The 16,646-nt window shown below is 72.8% G+C and carries 14 protein-coding genes; 11 read left to right on the top strand and 3 right to left on the bottom strand.

All coding sequences use genetic code 11. The features are described 5' to 3' along the window. Window positions 1–80: 80 nt before the first annotated feature. Complete coding sequence (locus OG974_RS18095; protein ID WP_327283732.1) at window positions 81–662, top strand: TetR family transcriptional regulator; 582 nt, start codon at window positions 81–83, stop codon at window positions 660–662. A gap of 50 nt (window positions 663–712) precedes the next feature. Here OG974_RS18095 and OG974_RS18090 read toward each other — a convergent pair whose 3' ends face one another. Then, on the bottom strand, window positions 713–2,077 hold the full coding sequence (locus OG974_RS18090) for a diaminopimelate decarboxylase (RefSeq protein WP_328762969.1): 1,365 nt from the start codon (window positions 2,075–2,077) through the stop codon (window positions 713–715). Between the two features lie 104 nt (window positions 2,078–2,181). On the opposite strand from OG974_RS18090, the gene hutU reads away from it, so the two are divergent. From hutU to OG974_RS18050, 8 genes are all read left to right on the top strand, one after another. Then, window positions 2,182–3,846, top strand: a complete 1,665-nt coding sequence (hutU, locus tag OG974_RS18085) for a urocanate hydratase (RefSeq protein WP_327283730.1) — start codon at window positions 2,182–2,184, stop codon at window positions 3,844–3,846. Window positions 3,847–3,884: 38 nt separating this feature from the next. Beyond that, window positions 3,885–5,075, top strand: coding sequence for an allantoate amidohydrolase (locus tag OG974_RS18080; protein ID WP_327285669.1), 1,191 nt, complete (start codon window positions 3,885–3,887; stop codon window positions 5,073–5,075). Then, window positions 5,066–6,406: a formimidoylglutamate deiminase gene (locus OG974_RS18075; RefSeq protein ID WP_327283729.1), complete on the top strand. Its 1,341-nt coding sequence runs from the start codon at window positions 5,066–5,068 to the stop codon at window positions 6,404–6,406. Before OG974_RS18080 ends, OG974_RS18075 begins: the two co-directional genes overlap by 10 nt. A 113-nt stretch (window positions 6,407–6,519) precedes the next feature. Further along, complete coding sequence (gene hutI, locus OG974_RS18070; protein WP_327283728.1) at window positions 6,520–7,695, top strand: imidazolonepropionase; 1,176 nt, start codon at window positions 6,520–6,522, stop codon at window positions 7,693–7,695. Between the two features lie 157 nt (window positions 7,696–7,852). Further along, window positions 7,853–8,515, top strand: coding sequence for an LPXTG cell wall anchor domain-containing protein (locus OG974_RS18065; protein ID WP_371643733.1), 663 nt, complete (start codon window positions 7,853–7,855; stop codon window positions 8,513–8,515). Between the two features lie 17 nt (window positions 8,516–8,532). Further along, window positions 8,533–9,552, top strand: coding sequence for a hypothetical protein (locus OG974_RS18060; protein ID WP_327283726.1), 1,020 nt, complete (start codon window positions 8,533–8,535; stop codon window positions 9,550–9,552). Continuing rightward, window positions 9,549–10,694 carry a hypothetical protein gene (locus OG974_RS18055; RefSeq protein ID WP_371643731.1) on the top strand — a complete coding sequence of 382 codons (1,146 nt, stop codon included), beginning with the start codon at window positions 9,549–9,551 and terminating at the stop codon, window positions 10,692–10,694. Before OG974_RS18060 ends, OG974_RS18055 begins: the two co-directional genes overlap by 4 nt. Further along, window positions 10,691–11,974, top strand: coding sequence for a hypothetical protein (locus OG974_RS18050; RefSeq protein WP_371643729.1), 1,284 nt, complete (start codon window positions 10,691–10,693; stop codon window positions 11,972–11,974). Before OG974_RS18055 ends, OG974_RS18050 begins: the two co-directional genes overlap by 4 nt. Window positions 11,975–12,040: 66 nt before the next feature. Here the strand turns inward: OG974_RS18050 and OG974_RS18045 are convergent, their stop codons facing one another. Then, window positions 12,041–13,558, bottom strand: a complete 1,518-nt coding sequence (locus OG974_RS18045; protein ID WP_327283724.1) for an oligopeptide:H+ symporter — start codon at window positions 13,556–13,558, stop codon at window positions 12,041–12,043. A gap of 493 nt (window positions 13,559–14,051) precedes the next feature. Here OG974_RS18045 and OG974_RS18040 point away from each other — a divergent pair, with 493 nt between their 5' ends. Both OG974_RS18040 and OG974_RS18035 read left to right on the top strand, forming a co-directional pair. Beyond that, window positions 14,052–14,729, top strand: coding sequence for a response regulator transcription factor (locus OG974_RS18040; protein ID WP_048479095.1), 678 nt, complete (start codon window positions 14,052–14,054; stop codon window positions 14,727–14,729). 15 nt (window positions 14,730–14,744) lie between these two features. After that, window positions 14,745–16,010: an ATP-binding protein gene (locus OG974_RS18035; RefSeq protein ID WP_327283723.1), complete on the top strand. Its 1,266-nt coding sequence runs from the start codon at window positions 14,745–14,747 to the stop codon at window positions 16,008–16,010. 60 nt (window positions 16,011–16,070) lie between these two features. Here OG974_RS18035 and OG974_RS18030 read toward each other — a convergent pair whose 3' ends face one another. After that, window positions 16,071–16,625 carry a GtrA family protein gene (locus OG974_RS18030; RefSeq protein ID WP_327283722.1) on the bottom strand — a complete coding sequence of 185 codons (555 nt, stop codon included), beginning with the start codon at window positions 16,623–16,625 and terminating at the stop codon, window positions 16,071–16,073. Window positions 16,626–16,646: the final 21 nt, after the last annotated feature.

Here is a 16,646-nt window from a genome sequence, read left to right as displayed (position 1 = left end):
GCGTTGGCCAACAACTGTTGGCATTAGCGTGCGCCTGGAGGCGATGGCATGTCAACGGTTGTTGGCCTACATTTGTTGGCATGACACGGAGTGCGCAGGGTGCGCAGAGGCCGCAGGGCGCGCAGACCAGGGCGGCGATCCTGCGGGCGGCGCGGGAGCGGTTCGCGGCGCAGGGGTACGAACGGACGACGATCCGCGGCGTCGCGGCGGACGCGGAGATCGACCCGTCGATGGTGATGCGGTACTTCGGGAGCAAGGAGAAGCTCTTCGAGGCGGCGTTGGCGGTGGACCTGCGGCTGCCGGACTTCACGGAGGTGCCGGCCGAGGAGCTGCCCGGCGCGCTCGTGCGGCACTTCCTGGACCGGTGGGAGGGCGACCCGGCGGACGACGCACTGCTGGTGCTGCTGCGATCGGCGGTGACGAACGAGCGGGCGGCGGAGCGGATGCGGGAGGTGTTCGCGGCGCAGGTCGCTCCGGCGCTGGCGGCCGTGGTCGGCCCGGCGCGGGCCGCGCGGGTGGCCGGGCTGGTCGCGGCGCAGCTGCTGGGGCTGGGACTGACCCGCTATCTGCTGCGCCTGCCCGCGGTGACCTCCCTGACCCCGGAGGCCGTCGTCGCCGGCCTCACCCCGGCCCTGGCGGCCACCTTGTCCGACCCGGACTGAGCCCGGACCGCCGACTTCGGCTGCTGGGCCCGCCGCGGCCCCGGCCGGGGTCAGAGCAGGGCGTCGCGGAAGGCGGCCCCGGACTCCGAGGCCAGCTCCGGCAGCGACTGGGCAGGGCGGGCCGGGGCGAAGCGGACCGTGCCCGACGGGGTCGTCGTGAAGCCGTGGACCGCCGGGCGGGGCAGGCTGTTGTAGCCGTAGTGGGCCGTGAAGAAGTACGCGCCCGTGTCCGGGACCGCGATCAGGTCGCCCGGGGCCAGTTCCGGCAGCTCCCGGGCCGTGGCCAGCAGGTCGCCCGCGAAGCACGCCGGGCCCGCGATGTCCTGGGCGACGGGCGGGCCCGTCTTCGGGGTGCCCTTCGCGTCGTACGGCAGGATCCGCAGCGGCCACGCCGCCGGCGCGTACACCGTACGGGTCGCCAGCTGGACCCCTGCGTGGGTGAGCGCGATCGGACGGCCCCCGGTGGTCTTCGTGTACTCGACGCGGGAGAGCACCAGCCCGTGCTTGGCCAGCAGGGACCGGCCGAACTCCGTCACCAGGCCGTAGCGGCCGCGGAACAGGGCCGGGACGGCCTCCCGGAGGGCAGCCACGTACTCCGCGTACGCCGGGGCCTGGGCGTCCGACGCGAAGTTCACCGGCAGGCCCCCGCCGATGTCGAGGGTGTCGACCTGGCGGCGCCCGGCCGCCGCGTTGATCTCCTCGGCCAGGGCGTACAGCTCCCGCACGCCTTCCGCGATCAGGGACAGCGGTACGCCCTGGGAGCCCGAGTGGATGTGCAGCCGCGTCAGCCACGGCCGCTCCAGGAAGGCCCGTACGATCCATGCGCGCGCTCCGGGATCGCGCAGCGCGATCCCGAACTTCGAGGTCGCGGTGGCGGTGGACAGGGCGTCGATGGCGCCGGCGCCCGTCTGCGGGTTGATCCGGATCCCGATGGGGGACGTGGTGGGGGCTGCGGCGACGAGCCCGTCCAGGCGTTCCAGTTCCTGTCGGCTGTCGGCGTTGACGGCGATCCCGAGGGCCAATGCCCCGCGCAGTTCGGCCACGGTCTTGGCGGGGGAGTCCAGGACGGTCCGCTGCGGTTCGACGCCGGCCGCGCGGGCCAGCTCCAGCTCTCCGGGGCCCGCGGCCTCGCAGCCGAGGCCGCACTCCGCGAGGAGCCGCAGCACCGGCACGAGCGGGCAGGCCTTCACCGCGAAGGCGTGCAGCACGGGCGTGCCCGGCGCCAGTGCGGCCGCGAAGGCGCTGGTCAGAGCGGCGGCGGAGGACCGGATCCCGGCGACGTCCAGCAGGCAGACCAGCGGCTGCGCGCCCTCCTCCCCACCCACCAGGCCCTGCTCGACGGCGGCCCGTACGGCCAGGTCCCGGCGGGCCGCGGCGTCCGCCGCGCCCGTCGCCGTGTGCGTCTCGACAGCCATGTCCGCCAGCCAATCACCCGACGGGTCGGCCCGCAGCTGTTGACTGAATCTATTCAGCCGGTCAGGATGTGAATGGATTGACCAACATCGGAGGAGGCAACGCCATGTCAGGACCCCGCCCCGTACGCGCTGCGCGAGGCATCGAGCTCAGCACCCTGGGATGGCAGCAGGAAGCCGCCCTCCGCATGCTCCAGAACAACCTCGACCCCGAGGTCGCCGAGCACCCCGACAAGCTCGTCGTGTACGGCGGCACCGGCAAGGCCGCGCGCGACTGGCGCTCGTTCGACGCGATGGTCCGCACCCTGCAGACCCTCAAGCAGGACGAGACGATGCTCGTCCAGTCCGGCCGCCCGGTCGGCGTGATGCAGACCCACGAGTGGGCGCCGCGCGTGCTGCTCGCCAACTCCAACCTCGTCGGCGACTGGGCCAACTGGGAGGAGTTCCGCCGTCTGGAGCACCTCGGCCTGACCATGTACGGCCAGATGACGGCCGGCTCCTGGATCTACATCGGCACCCAGGGCATCCTCCAGGGCACGTACGAGACCTTCGCGGCCGTCGCGGCGAAGAAGTTCAACGGCACCCTCGCGGGCACCATCACCCTGACCGCCGGCCTCGGCGGCATGGGCGGCGCCCAGCCGCTGGCCGTGACGATGAACGACGGCGTCGCGATCTGCATCGACGTCGACCCGCGTGCCATCGAGCGCCGCATCGAGCACCGCTACCTGGACGTGAAGGCCGACAGCCTCGCCCACGCCCTCCAGCTGGCCGTCGAGGCGCGCGACGCCCGCAAACCGCTGTCCATCGGCCTGCTCGGCAACGCGGCCGAGCTCCTCCCGCAGATGCTCGCGGAAGGCGCCCCGATCGACATCGTCACCGACCAGACGTCGGCGCACGACCCGCTGGCGTACCTGCCGGTGGGCGTCGACTTCGACGACATGGCGGCGTACGCGGCCAAGGACCCGGCGGGCTTCACCACGCGGGCCCGCGAGTCGATGGCGAAGCACGTCGAGGCCATGGTCGGCTTCATGGACGCGGGCTCCGAGGTCTTCGACTACGGCAACTCCATCCGCGGCGAGGCCCAGCTGGCCGGCTACGACCGCGCGTTCGCCTTCCCCGGCTTCGTCCCGGCGTACATCCGCCCGCTGTTCTGCGAGGGCAAGGGCCCCTTCCGCTGGGCGGCCCTGTCCGGCGAGGCCTCGGACATCGCGAAGACCGACAAGGCGATGCTGGAGCTCTTCCCGGAGAACGAGTCGCTGCACCGCTGGATCAAGATGGCCGGCGAGCGCGTCCACTTCCAGGGCCTGCCGGCGCGCATCTGCTGGCTCGGCTACGGCGAGCGCGACAAGGCCGGCGAGCGCTTCAACGAGATGGTGGCCGACGGCACGCTGGCCGCTCCGTTGGCCATCGGCCGAGACCACCTCGACTGCGGTTCGGTGGCTTCCCCGTACCGCGAGACCGAGGCGATGCTCGACGGCTCCGACGCGATCGCCGACTGGCCCCTGCTCAACGCCATGGTGAACGTGGCCTCCGGCGCCTCCTGGGTGTCCATCCACCACGGCGGCGGCGTCGGCATGGGCCGCTCGATCCACGCCGGCCAGGTCACCGTCGCCGACGGCACGAAGCTCGCGGGCGAGAAGATCCGCCGCGTCCTGACCAACGACCCGGGCATGGGCGTCATCCGCCACGTCGACGCGGGCTACGACATCGCCGAGTCGGTCGCGGACGAGCGCGGTGTCCGCGTCCCCATGCGCGAAGGCGACTCGGCGTGAGCAAGGACGTCCCGGCGGCCGCAGCCTCGTTCCACACCATGTGGGACGAGCTGCGGCCCATCGGCCGCAACGCCGAGTCCGGCGGGTACCGACGCTACGCGTGGACCGGCGCCGACGCCGACTGCCGGAGCTGGTTCCAGGAGCAGGCGCAGGCCCGCGGCCTCGCCTACGAGACCGACCGCAACGGCAACCAGTGGGCCTGGCTCGGCGACCCCCTCGCCGGTGACGCGGTCGTCACCGGCTCCCACCTGGACTCCGTGCCCGACGGCGGCGCCTTCGACGGTCCCCTCGGCGTGGTGTCCTCCTTCGCGGCGCTGGACGAACTCCGCAGGAGGGGCGCGGAGTTCTCCAGGCCCCTGGCCATCACCAACTTCGGTGATGAGGAAGGGGCCCGGTTCGGGCTCGCCTGCGTCGGCTCCCGGCTCGCCGCCGGGCAGCTGACCAAGGAGAAGGCGTACGAGCTCCGCGACGCCGACGGGATCAGCCTGCCCCAGGCCATGGAGGCCGCCGGGTACGACCCGCAGGCCATCGGGGCCGACCCCGAGCGCCTCGCACGCATCGGCGCCTTCGTCGAGCTGCACGTCGAGCAGGGCCGGGCCCTGGACCTGTCCGGCGACTCCGTCGGCATCGCGTCCGCGATCTGGCCGCACGGCCGCTGGCGGTTCGACTTCCGCGGCGAGGCCAACCACGCCGGCACCACCCGCCTGGTGGACCGGCGCGACCCGATGCTCACGTACGCGGCGACCGTCCTGGCCGCCCGGACCGAGGCCGCCCTCGCCGGCGCCGTCGCGACGTTCGGCAAGATCGCCGTCGAGCCGAACGGCGTCAACGCCATCCCGTCCCTCGTACGCGGCTGGCTCGACTCCCGCGCCGCCGACCAGGACACCCTCGACACGGTCGTCACCGCGATCGAGAAGGCCGCCCGCGAGCGCGCCGACCAGGACGGCATCGACCTGGCCGTCGTCCGGGAGTCCTTCACCCCGGTCGTCGAGTTCGAGCACGCCCTGCGCGACGAGATGAACCGGATCCTCGGCGGGGCCGTCCCCGTCCTCGGCACCGGGGCGGGACACGACGCCGGAATCCTCTCCGCCGCCGTCCCGACCGCGATGCTGTTCGTACGGAACCCCACCGGTGTCTCCCACTCCCCGCGGGAGTTCGCCCCCGAGGACGACTGCGTGGCCGGAGTGCTCGCCCTCGCCGACGTACTGGAAGGCCTGGCATGCCGCTGACGAGGTACTGGTTGGAGCACGCCTGGCTCGGCACCCACGTCGAGCCGGGCCTGGTCCTTGAGGTCACCGCCGACGGACGGATCGGCGCCCTGCGCACCGGGGTCGAGACCCCGCCGCCGGGCGCCGAGGTGCTGCGCGGGCTGACCGTCCCGGGCCTGGCCAACGCCCACAGCCACGCCTTCCACCGGGCCCTGCGCTCGGTGGTCCAGGTCGGCTCGGGCACCTTCTGGACCTGGCGCGAGGTCATGTACCGGGTCGCCCAGAACCTCACCCCCGACACGTACTTCGCGCTCGCCCGCGCGGTGTACGCGGAGATGGCGCTGGCCGGCATCACCAACGTCGGCGAGTTCCACTACGTCCACCACGCCCCCGGCGGCGCCCCGTACGCCGACCCCAACGCCATGGGCGAGGCGCTGATCGAGGCGGCCGCCGCGGCGGGCATCCGGATCACCCTCCTCGACACCGCGTACCTCTCGTCCGGCTTCGGCGCGGCCCCCGAACCGCACCAGCTGCGGTTCTCCGACGGGACGGCCGACGCCTGGGCCGAACGCGTCTCGGCCCTCAAGCCCCGCGAGCACGCCCTGATCGGGGCGGCGATCCACTCCGTGCGCGCCGTACCGGCCGGCCAGCTGGCCACCGTCGCCCGCTGGGCCGAGGAGCGGCAGGCCCCCCTGCACGTCCACCTCTCCGAGCAGACCGCCGAGAACGAGGCCTGCCAGGCCGCGCACGGCCGCACCCCGACGCAGCTCCTGGCCGACCACGGGGTGCTCGGGCCGCGCACCACCGGCGTCCACAACACGCACCTCACCGATGAGGACATCGCGCTCCTCGGCGGCACCACCACGGGTACGTGCATGTGCCCCACCACCGAGCGCGACCTGGCGGACGGCATCGGCCCGGCCGGGCGGCTCCAGCACGCGGGCAGCCCGCTGTCCCTCGGCAGCGACAGCCACGCGGTGATCGACCTGCTGGAGGAGGCCCGCGCGATGGAGCTCAACGAGCGCCTGAGCAGCCGCACCAGGGGCCACTGGACGGCGAACGCGCTGCTGACCGCGGCGACCGGCGGGGGCCACGAGGCCCTCGGTCGGCCGGACGCGGGCCGGCTGGAGGCGGGCGCGCTCGCCGACTTCACCACCCTCGCGCTCGACTCGGTCCGGACGGCCGGGCCGCTCCCTCGGCTCGGCGCCGAGACGGCCGTCTTCGCGGCCTCGGCCGCCGACGTGCGCCACACGGTGGTCGGTGGGCGCCACGTGGTCCGCGACGGCGCCCACACCCTGGTCGGGGACGTCGCCGCAGCCCTGGCCGACTCGATCGCAGCCGTCCGCGGCTGACGCAGTTCCTTCCCCCACCCCACCCCACCCCGCCCCTTCCCGAAACCGGGGCCCAGGCCCGGGCGTTTGAGGCGCGGGGTCTGGGGCGGAGCCCCAGGAACAGAGAGGAACCCGTGACCACCACCGTCATCACCCACATCGGCAGCCTCGTCACCAACGACCCCGCCCTCGGCGACGGCCCCCTCGGCCTCATCCAGGACGCGGCGGTCGTCATCGACGGCGACCGCATCACCTGGGTCGGCCCCGCCGCCAAGGCCCCGGCCGCGGACGAGGCGTTCGATGCCCGGGGCCGCGCGCTGATCCCCGGCTTCGTCGACAGCCACAGCCACCTCGTCTTCGCCGGCGACCGCACCGCCGAGTTCAACGCCCGGATGTCCGGCCACAGCTACTCCGCGGGCGGCATCCGCACCACCGTCGCCGCCACCCGCGCCGCCTCGGACGCCGCCCTCGAAGCCAACCTGCTGCGCCACCTGGAGGAGGCCCGCCGCCAGGGCACCACCACCTTCGAGACCAAGTCCGGCTACGGCCTCACGGTCGAGGACGAGGCCCGCGCCCTGCGCATCGCCGCCGCGCACACCGAGGAGGTCACCTACCTCGGCGCGCACATCGTCTCCCCCGACTACACCGAGGACCCGGCGGGCTACGTCGACCTCGTCACCGGCGAGATGCTGAGGGCCTGCGCCCCGTACGCCCGTTGGGTGGACGTGTTCTGCGAGAAGGGCGCCTTCGACGGCGACCAGGCCCGCGCGATCCTCACCGCCGGCGCCGCCGCCGGGCTGATCCCGCGCGTCCATGCCAACCAGCTGTCCTACGGCCCCGGCGTGCAGCTCGCCGTGGAACTGCAGGCCGCCTCCGCCGACCACTGCACCCACCTCACCGACGCCGACGTCGACGCCCTCGCCCAGGCCGCGGACACCACCGTCGCCACGCTGCTGCCCGGCGCCGAGTTCTCCACCCGCGCCCAGTGGCCCGACGCCCGCCGCCTCATCGACGCGGGTGCCACCGTCGCGCTGTCCACCGACTGCAATCCGGGCTCCTCGTACACGAGTTCCATGCCGTTCTGCATCGCGCTCGCCGTGCGGGACATGCGGATGACGCCGGACGAGGCGCTCTGGTCGGCCACCGCCGGCGGGGCCCGCGCGCTGCGCCGCACCGACGTGGGTGTCGTGACCCCCGGGGCCCGCGCCGACCTGGCGCTCCTGGAGGCGCCGAGCCACGTCCACCTGGCTTACCGTCCTGGTGTCCCGCTCGTTTCCGCGGTCTGGCAGCGGGGTGTCCGCGCCGCCTGAACCCTTCCCGACCCTCACTCACGGGCCCGGATCCGGGCGGCCGGCAGGCCGCGGATCCGGGCCCGTCCCGTGTCTTCCCTCCTCAAGGCCCCGGGCGTACCTTGAGCCACCAATCTGATGTGTCGTCAGTAACTTGTGGCCCGAGGGGAAGACGAAGGTGACCGACCGGAAACGCTCCACCGCGCTTGCGCTGGCCTCCGCGCTGGCCGGAACGACGGTCCTGCTGGCCGCCCCCGCAGCCCACGCCGACGTCGTCGACGTCGCGTACGACTGCAAGACCCCCATCGGCGACAAGTCGGCGGTCTCGCCCATCGACATCAAGGCGGTCAAGGAGGGCGACGGGTACAAGCTGACGATGTCCTTCCAGAAGGGCGTCTCCTCCAGCCCCGTCGAACTCGGCAAGGGCGCGATGAGCCCGAGCGCCGTCATCCTGGCCGACGGCGCGGAGAAGGCGTCCGTGCCGGTCTCCGGACCGTCCAACCCCGAGGCCGTGCCCGCCAACACCCCCATCAAGATCACCGACCTCTCGGGCACCTACACCCCCAAGAAGAGCGGCAAGGTCACCTTCACCGCGGGCGTCCTCACCATCAAGGCGCTGGGGACCACCACCACCTGCACCCCGGGCAACAGCCCCAAGCCGTCCCTGGAACTCGACGTGAGCGCCGCCGCGCAGTCCGGGGGCTCCACGGAAGACACCCTCCCGCAGACCGGCCCCACCGATTCCGCCCTCGCCCTCGGCACGCTCGGCGGCACCGTGCTGCTCACCGGCGCCGCCGGCGTGCTCTGGCTGAACCGGCGCGGCCGGCGGGCCCGGTCCTGAACGGAGCGCCCCCGGCCATGCCCGTGCTCCCCATCCGCACCCCCCTGGGGCGCCTGTGTTCCGCGCTGCTCGCCGCACTCTTGCTGTCCGCGGCCGCAGCGGTCCCCGCGGCCGCCGCGGACGAGCCCGGCTGGACCGCCGAGCCCGCCGCCGGCGGCGCCGCACGGGCGCGCCCGTACTTCTACCTCGCGGGCCCCGCCGGCACCGTCCTGGAGGACCGGCTGGCCCTGACCAACACCTCCGACCGGGAACGCACCGTCACCCTGCGCGGCGCCGACGCCTACAACACCGCCGACGGCGCCCTCGCCGTGCGCCCCGCCGCGCCCGCGGCCGGGGCCCGCCAGGACGGCGCGGCGAGCGGCGCCGGCTCCTGGATCAGCTTCGGGGCCGCCGCCACGGTGAAGGTCCCGCCCCGCACCCGCGCCGTGGTCCCCTTCACCGTCACCCTGCCGCCCGCCGCCCTCCCCGGCGAACACCCGGCCGCCGTGGTCGCCACCGCGGACGGCCGCGAGGCGGGCGTACGGGTCCACCTGCGCGTCGGCGGCCCGACGCTGGCCGCCCTCACGGTCGAGGACGTCTCCGTACGCGGCAAGGGCGCCGCCGCGGTGGTCGCGTACACCCTGGTCAACCGGGGCAACGTGGCCCTCGCCCCCGAACTGGCCCTGCGCGCCGAAGGACTCTTCGGCGGGGTCCCGGGCCGGACCGCCCGGGCCCTGCCCGTGGAACTGCTGCCCGGCCAGCGGGTGTCGCTGACCGAGCCCTGGCCCGGAGCCCCCGTCCTCGACGACGTCGCCCTCACCCTCACGGTCACCGCCCCCGGCGCGGCGCCGGCCACCGCCACCGCCTCGGCGCGGTTCGTGCCCTGGGGGATCGCGGGCCGGACCGGCGCGGGGCTGCTCGGCCTCGGCGCGGTCACCCTGGCCGCGCTGTTCCTCGTACGCAACCGGCGGGCCCGCGGTGGGCCGCCGGCGGACGAAGAGCCCGTACCCGCGGGGAACCGGGCACCGGAACACGAGCTGACGGGAGCATCCAGGTGAGCGCCAAAGCCGGCGGAACGCCCCGCGGAGCGACCGGCCCAGAGGTCGGGGGGAGGGTCGGGGCCCTCGTCGCGGCCTTGCTGGCGGTGTGCGCCCTGGTGCTGTTCCCGGCTCCGGCGGTCGCGGCCCCCGGCGCCGAGGGCAAGGCCGCCGTGGCGCTCTCGCTCCAGGAGGCCGCGAAGGGCACCGAGATCACCGTCACCGGCACCGGCTGGCGGGCCAAGACCCTGGTGATGCTGCTGGTCTGCGGACAGAACATGATCGGCGGCACCAACAGCTGCGCCAACGCCGACGGCGCCGCGGTCTCGGTCGGCGACGACGGACGCTTCACCGCCCGACTGGCCGTGGCGGCCCCGCCCAAGCCCTGCCCCTGCGTCGTCAACGTCACCTCCGTCAACGGGGACCAGTCCACCGTCGCCGTCCCGCTGAAGATCACCGACCACCCGGTGGCCGAGCTGCCGGCCGAGTCCGGCACGGCGCGCCTGGCCATGCTCACCGGCGTCCGGCTCGAAGGCGAGGACGGGGTGCTGACCTGGTTCGGTGCCCCGCCCAGCCGGAAGTTCACGGTCACCGTCGGCAACCTCGGCTCGGCCCCGGTCAAGGACCCCGTCTTCCAGCTCGGGACCGCCCACGGCGTGTTCGCGCCGCTGTGGGACGAGGTCCGCTGGAAGGGCACGATCCCGCCGGGCGGCAAGGCGGAGGTCCGGCTGAACGTCAGCCTGTCGGCGGGGGCCCACGGGGACTACACCGTCTCGCTCAAGTACGGGGACACGGTGGTGGCCACGCAGCCCTGGGGCGTCGACCGCCCGTACGGGGTGCTGCTGTTCTGGGGCCTGCTCCTGGTGGTGATCCCGGCCGCGGTCTTCCGCATCGGCATGGCCGTCGTCGACAAGGTCCGTCCGCCCGCGGCGCAGACCGGGGGCCGCCACCGGGGCGCGCAGGCCCCTGGACCGGGCGCGCAGTACGGGACGCCGGCGGCGACGGCTGCGGCGGACTCCCGCCAGACCACCACGGCGGTCCTGCCGTGGTTCACCCCGGACAGCGCGCCGGGGCCGAGAGCACCACACGTACCACCGACACCACACGCACCACAGGCGTCCGCACCGTCTGAGAACAGTCCGACAACGAAGGGACATTCGTGAAGACCCAACGGAGGGTGAGTGCGGCCGCGGTCGCGCTGCTGTTCGGCGGCGCGGGCATCCTGCTGGCGGCGAGCCCCGCCCAGGCGGCCGACGTCTCGTACAAGGTGGAGTGCATCCCGCCGGCGGGCGGCGGCGGGCCCGTCCAGGGCACGACCACCGTCTCGATCACCGCGCCCGCCACCGCGAAGGTCGGCGACGAGGTCGAGGTGGTCTGGAAGACCGTCAAGCCGGCCTCGAACAACACCGACCTCATGGACCTGGGCAAGGACACCGTCAAGCCCACCGGCTTCGTGCAGCTCGGCGGTGCGCTCAGCGCGGAGGTGAAGCTGGAGGGCGAGCGCAAGAACCCGCCCATCCCCAAGAAGGCCCCCATGGTCATGTCCGACATGAAGGGCAAGGTCAAGCTGACCAAGGCCGGGGACGTCACGATCACGCCCGGCAAGTACGACGTCGACTTCAGCGGCTTCGTCACGCACTGCTCGCCGAAGGAGGCGGCCGGCGTCGGGGCCACCATCAAGGTCACCGAGGGCGGCGGTTCCACCGGCGGCTCGACCAGCGGCGGTTCGACGAGCGGCGGGTCCACCAGCGGCGGTTCGACGAGCGGCGGTTCGACCAGCGGTGGCGGCGGCGGTCAGACCGACTTCCCCGGGAAGCCCGTCGAGGTCGCCTTCGACTGCGGTCCGGTCGTCCCCGGCGGCATCAAGACCCCGGTCACGATCAACGCCAAGAAGAACGGCGGCAGCTACGACCTGACCGTCAAGACCGCCAAGGGTGCGATGGCCAGCCCGATGGCCCTGCCGGCGGGGGCCCTCAAGCCCTCGATGAACGTCAAGCTCGGCGGCGCCGACAGCGGGACGGTCAAGGTCTCCGGCCCGGCCAACGCCGAGCCGATTCCGGACAAGGCTCCGGTCAGCCTCAGCGACATGACGGGCACCTACAAGCCCGGCAAGACCGGCAAGGTCACGCTGAGCCCGGACCAGCTGACGATCGACGTCACGATGGCCCCGGGGGCCACGCCGATCAACGTGCCCTGCAAGGCGGCCAGCAGCGGCGTCTCGCTGGAGCTCGACACCACCGCCCAGGAGGGCGGCTCCGGCTCGCCGGCCACCACCGGCTCCACCACCACCGGCTCCACCACCGCCTCGGGCGGCCTCGCTGAGACGGGCGCCGAGGACGAGGGCGGCATCAAGGCCCTGGCCCTGGTCGCGGGCACGGTGATCCTGCTCGGGGGCGCGGTCTTCACCTTCACCCCGTGGCGCCGCCTGCGCGGCACGCGCTAGCCCGGACACGGAAGCGGCCCGGCACACCGTTCGGTGTGCCGGGCCGCTTCCGTGCCGGGGGGTGCGTCAGTGCACGTCGCCCATGAGCACCTGGACCTGCTTGCGGTACGCGTAGACCGCGAAGCCGGCCAGGGCCGCGGCGAGCGCCTGGAAGGCGATCACCCAGGTGCCGTTGAGGTCGACGCCGCCGATCGACAGGAGGCTGGTGATGCAGTCACCGGCGGTGACCGCGAGGAACCAGACACCCATCATCTGGGAGGCGTACTTCTGCGGGGCCATCTTCGTGGTGACGGAGAGGCCGACCGGGGAGACGCACAGCTCACCGATGGTCTGGATCATGTAGATCGTGACCAGCCACATCGGGGAGACCTTGGTGCCGTCGCCGGCCATGTTCATCGGGATGATGAAGACGAAGAACGAGGCACCGATCAGGACCAGGCCCATCGCGAACTTCACGATGGTGTTCGGCTCCTGGTTCTTGCGCGCCAGCCACACCCACAGCCAGGCGAAGACCGGGGCCAGCGCCATCACGAACAGCGGGTTCAGCGACTGGTACCAGGTGGCCGAGAAGCCGAGGCCGAAGACGGTGTCGGCGGTCTTGTCGTCGGCGAACAGGGACAGGGTGGAGCCACCCTGGTCGTAGATCATCCAGAAGACGGCGGCGGCGATGAAGAACCAGATGTACGCGGTCATCTTCGACTGCTCGGCGCCCGACAGGTCCTTGTCGCGCTTGATGCGCGTCAGGACGGCGATCGGGATGAACAGGCCGGCCAGGGTCAGCGGGACGAGCGCCCAGTTCAGGGTGTAGGCGCCGAGGGCGACCACGGCACCGTAGAAGACGGCGATGCCCAGGACCGCGAGCACGAGCTTCGTGAGGACGGCCTTGCGCTCCTCCGGGGTCAGCGGGTTCGGGACCACGCTGCTCTTCGGGCTCAGGTGCTTGGTGCCGAGCAGGAACTGGGTCAGACCCAGGCCCATGCCGACCGCGGCGAGGGCGAAGCCCAGGTGCCAGTTGTGCTCCTTGCCGACGGTGCCGACGACGAGCGGGGCCACGAAGGCACCGAGGTTGATGCCGATGTAGAAGAGGGTGAAGCCACCGTCACGGCGCGGGTCGTCCGGGCCGTCGTACAGGTGGCCGACCATCGTGGAGATGTTGGCCTTCAGCAGACCGGAACCCGCCGCGACGAGGATCAGACCGACGAAGAACATCGCCTGGCCGGGAACGGCCAGCGACAGGTGACCGGCCATGATCACGAAGCCGGCGATGGCGACCGTCTTGCGGGCGCCCCAGACACGGTCACCGAACCAGCCGCCCGGCATGGCCATCAGGTAGACCATCGAGACGTACACGGAGTAGATGGCCGTGGTCGTGGCCGCGGTCATGGCCAGACCGCCACCCTGGCTGCCCGTCGCGGCGTCGGCGCCGCCCGAGACCAGGTAGTACACCAGGAGTGCACGCATGCCGTAGTAGGAGAAGCGCTCCCACATCTCGGTCATGAACAGAGTGGCCAGGCCACGGGGGTGGCCGAAGAAGGTCTTCTCGGTGGACGGATCCGCCGAACCCTTCGTCAGGCTGGAAGCCATGGTCGATCCTTGCTTGCTCGGGACGCTTCGCTTCGTGAGCGGAACAGCGCCCGGGTGGGGGGTGGCCGGCACCGGCGACGGTGTCCCACCCCACGCCCAGGGGTCTGCCCCCGTCCGGCGAGGAGGGGGGCAGGGGACATTCGTAACCGGGATCCACGCCCCGACGCGCAGCTTCGCGCGCAGGGCCCGGCCCACAGGTCATTCACTGTCACCGAACTCGATGAGGCAGGTCGTCAAGACCCCCTGATCGATCCGGACAGAATCGAGACCTTCGGCTCGCTTTTCGGCGCAAAGGTCTCAGAGGTAGTGCATCAGGCGTCTCGCCACCATACGACACGACACTGCGGCATATGAAAGGACTTGAGACATGGATCACAGGCGAGCCGGGAACCGTTTCTTCACATTCGAAGGCCGCCCCCCGCCATAAGACCAGATCGGCAGGGGTGTGCCGGCGCGACCCTGCTCGCACCCGCCGCGGACTACCATCACCCACATGACGCGTGTACTGCTCGCCGAGGACGACGCATCCATCTCGGAGCCCCTGGCCCGCGCCCTGCGCCGGGAGGGGTACGAGGTCGAGGTCCGGGAGGACGGCCCCACCGCCCTGGACGCCGGACTTCAGGGCGGCGTCGACCTCGTCGTCCTGGATCTGGGCCTGCCGGGCATGGACGGCCTCGAAGTCGCCCGCCGGCTGCGCGCCGAGGGCCACGGCTTCCCCATTCTTGTGCTCACCGCCCGGGCGGACGAGGTCGACACGGTCGTCGGCCTGGACGCCGGCGCCGACGACTACGTGACCAAGCCCTTCCGCCTCGCCGAGCTGCTCGCCCGGGTCCGGGCCCTGCTCCGGCGCGGCGCGGGCGACGCCACCCAGGCTCCCGCCACCCACGGCGTACGCATCGACGTCGAGTCGCACCGCGCCTGGATGGGCGAGGAGGAGCTCCAGCTCACGGCCAAGGAGTTCGACCTGCTGCGGGTCCTGGTCCGCGACGCCGGCCGGGTCGTCACCCGCGACCAGCTGATGCGCGAGGTGTGGGACACCACGTGGTGGTCCTCCACCAAGACCCTCGACATGCACATCTCCTGGCTGCGCAAGAAGCTCGGCGACGACGCCGCGAACCCCCGCTACATCGCCACCGTCCGCGGGGTGGGCTTCCGCTTCGAGAAGAGCTGAGCGACCTCCCGAGCCATGCGCCGCCGCCTGATCAACTCCACGCTCGCCGTGGTGCTCGTCGTCATCGCCGTCTTCGGGGTCTCCCTGGTGATCGTGGAGACCCGGACGATCACCAGCAGTGCCCAGGACCGCATCGAGTCCGAGGCGCTGCGCCTGGTCGGCATCGTCGAGTCCAGCGTCCTGGAACACAAACCCATCGACGCCCGTGCCCTCGCCGAGCAGCTGGACATGGGCGGCTACGCCCGGATCACGGTCCCCGGACAGCCGCCCGTGGAGGTCGGGGACCGGATCCCCGACAGCGTCATCCGCGGCACCGCCAAGGGCGAGCAGGGCGAGACCGTGGTCGTCGAGGAGTCCCGCTCCACGGTGACCCGGGAGGTCGGGCGGACCCTGGCCGTGGTCGGCGCGGTGGCGCTGCTCGCCGTCGTGGCGGCCGTCCTGCTCGCCGTACGGCAGGCCAACCGGCTCGCCTCCCCGCTCACCGACCTGGCCGAGACGGCCGAGCGGCTGGGATCCGGCGACCCGCGCCCCCGGCACAGGCGGTACGGGGTCCCCGAGCTGGACCGGGTCGCGGACGTACTGGACTCCAGCGCGGAACGGATCGGTCGGATGCTCACCGCCGAGCGGCGGCTGGCCGCGGACGCCTCGCACCAGCTGCGCACCCCCCTCACGGCGCTGTCGATGCGGCTGGAGGAGATCACGGTCACCGATGACCTGGAGACCGTGCGGGAGGAGGCGAGCATCGCCCTGACCCAGGTGGAGCGGCTCACGGACGTGGTCGAGCGGCTGCTGACGAACTCGCGGGACCCGCGGACGGGCTCTGCGGTCCCCTTCGACCTGGACGAGGTCGTCAAACAGCAGGTGGAGGAGTGGCGGCCGGCGTACCGCAGCGCGGGCCGGGCCATCGTGCGCTCCGGCAAGACGGGCATGCGGGCCGTCGGGACGCCGGGCGCGGTCTCGCAGGTGCTGGCGACCCTCGTGGAGAACGCGCTGATGCACGGTGGCGGCACGGTCGCGCTGCGTACCCGGGTGATCGGGAACCAGGCGGTGCTGGAGGTCACGGACGAGGGGCCGGGGGTCCCGCCGGACCTCGGCAACCGGATCTTCGAGCGGGCGATCAGCGGCCGCAATTCGACCGGGATCGGCCTGGCGGTGGCCCGGGACCTCGCGGAGGCAGACGGGGGCCGCCTGGAGCTGTTGCAGACGCAGCCGGCGGTGTTCGCGCTGTTCCTGAGCCGGACCGCGCCGGAGCGGCCGGAGCCGGAGCAGACGGTCCGCTGAGCGGGCCCGGCTGAGCGGGCACCCGGGGCCCGGGCCGCCGTGGGGTTACTAGCCGGCGGGCTACTTGCCGGCGGGCTCGGGGGCGCGGGCGGCGCTCGGGCCGGTCCCGGCCCCACCAGGCGTCGAGCCGACCACGGAGGCCGGGGCCGGGGCCGGTTCCGCGGCCGTCGCCGGTTCCGGCAGGGCCTTGAAGACCCAGGTCCGGTACGACCAGAAGCGGAACACGGTGGCCGTGGCGATGCCGATGAACTTGAACACGTTGCTGGCGACCGGGCCGTCCCAGCCGAACCCGTACGTGGCGGTGTACAGCACGCCGTTCTCGATCACCAGACCGATCACGCTGAAGGCCACGAACAGCAGCAGCTCGCGGGAGTTGCCGGAGCGGGCGCGGTCCCGGTAGGTGAAGTACCGGAAGCCGATGTAGTTGGTGATGATGGCCACCACGGTGGCTATGACGCTCGCCCGGACGACCTGGAGGTCCGTGGTGTGGCGGATCAGGTTGAAGACGCCCAGGTTGACGAGCACGCCCACGCCGCCGACGGCCCCGAACTTGGCGACCTCGCGGGCGAGGCCGCGTACGCGTTCGAGCGCGGAAACCTGCTGCGGCCTGCTCATGTGATGGATCAGTCCTGTCGT

This window comes from Streptomyces sp. NBC_00597, assembly GCF_041431095.1.
In the GTDB taxonomy this organism is placed as follows: Bacteria; Actinomycetota; Actinomycetes; order Streptomycetales; family Streptomycetaceae; genus Streptomyces.
Note: the sequence above shows the minus strand (reverse complement) of the source record. Positions and strands in the feature narration are given on the sequence as shown.

Excerpts from the sequence above, each read along its gene's own strand:
- OG974_RS18060 (WP_327283726.1), top strand. The coding sequence starts at position 8,533 with ATGCCCGTGCTCCCCATCCGCACCCCCCTGGGGCGCCTGTGTTCCGCG.
- OG974_RS18030 (WP_327283722.1), bottom strand. The coding sequence starts at position 16,625 with ATGAGCAGGCCGCAGCAGGTTTCCGCGCTCGAACGCGTACGCGGCCTC.
- OG974_RS18090 (WP_328762969.1), bottom strand. The coding sequence starts at position 2,077 with ATGGCTGTCGAGACGCACACGGCGACGGGCGCGGCGGACGCCGCGGCC.
- OG974_RS18045 (WP_327283724.1), bottom strand. The coding sequence starts at position 13,558 with ATGGCTTCCAGCCTGACGAAGGGTTCGGCGGATCCGTCCACCGAGAAG.
- OG974_RS18095 (WP_327283732.1), top strand. The coding sequence starts at position 81 with ATGACACGGAGTGCGCAGGGTGCGCAGAGGCCGCAGGGCGCGCAGACC.
- OG974_RS18075 (WP_327283729.1), top strand. The coding sequence starts at position 5,066 with ATGCCGCTGACGAGGTACTGGTTGGAGCACGCCTGGCTCGGCACCCAC.
- hutU (WP_327283730.1), top strand. The coding sequence starts at position 2,182 with ATGTCAGGACCCCGCCCCGTACGCGCTGCGCGAGGCATCGAGCTCAGC.
- OG974_RS18080 (WP_327285669.1), top strand. The coding sequence starts at position 3,885 with ATGTGGGACGAGCTGCGGCCCATCGGCCGCAACGCCGAGTCCGGCGGG.
- OG974_RS18040 (WP_048479095.1), top strand. The coding sequence starts at position 14,052 with ATGACGCGTGTACTGCTCGCCGAGGACGACGCATCCATCTCGGAGCCC.
- OG974_RS18035 (WP_327283723.1), top strand. The coding sequence starts at position 14,745 with ATGCGCCGCCGCCTGATCAACTCCACGCTCGCCGTGGTGCTCGTCGTC.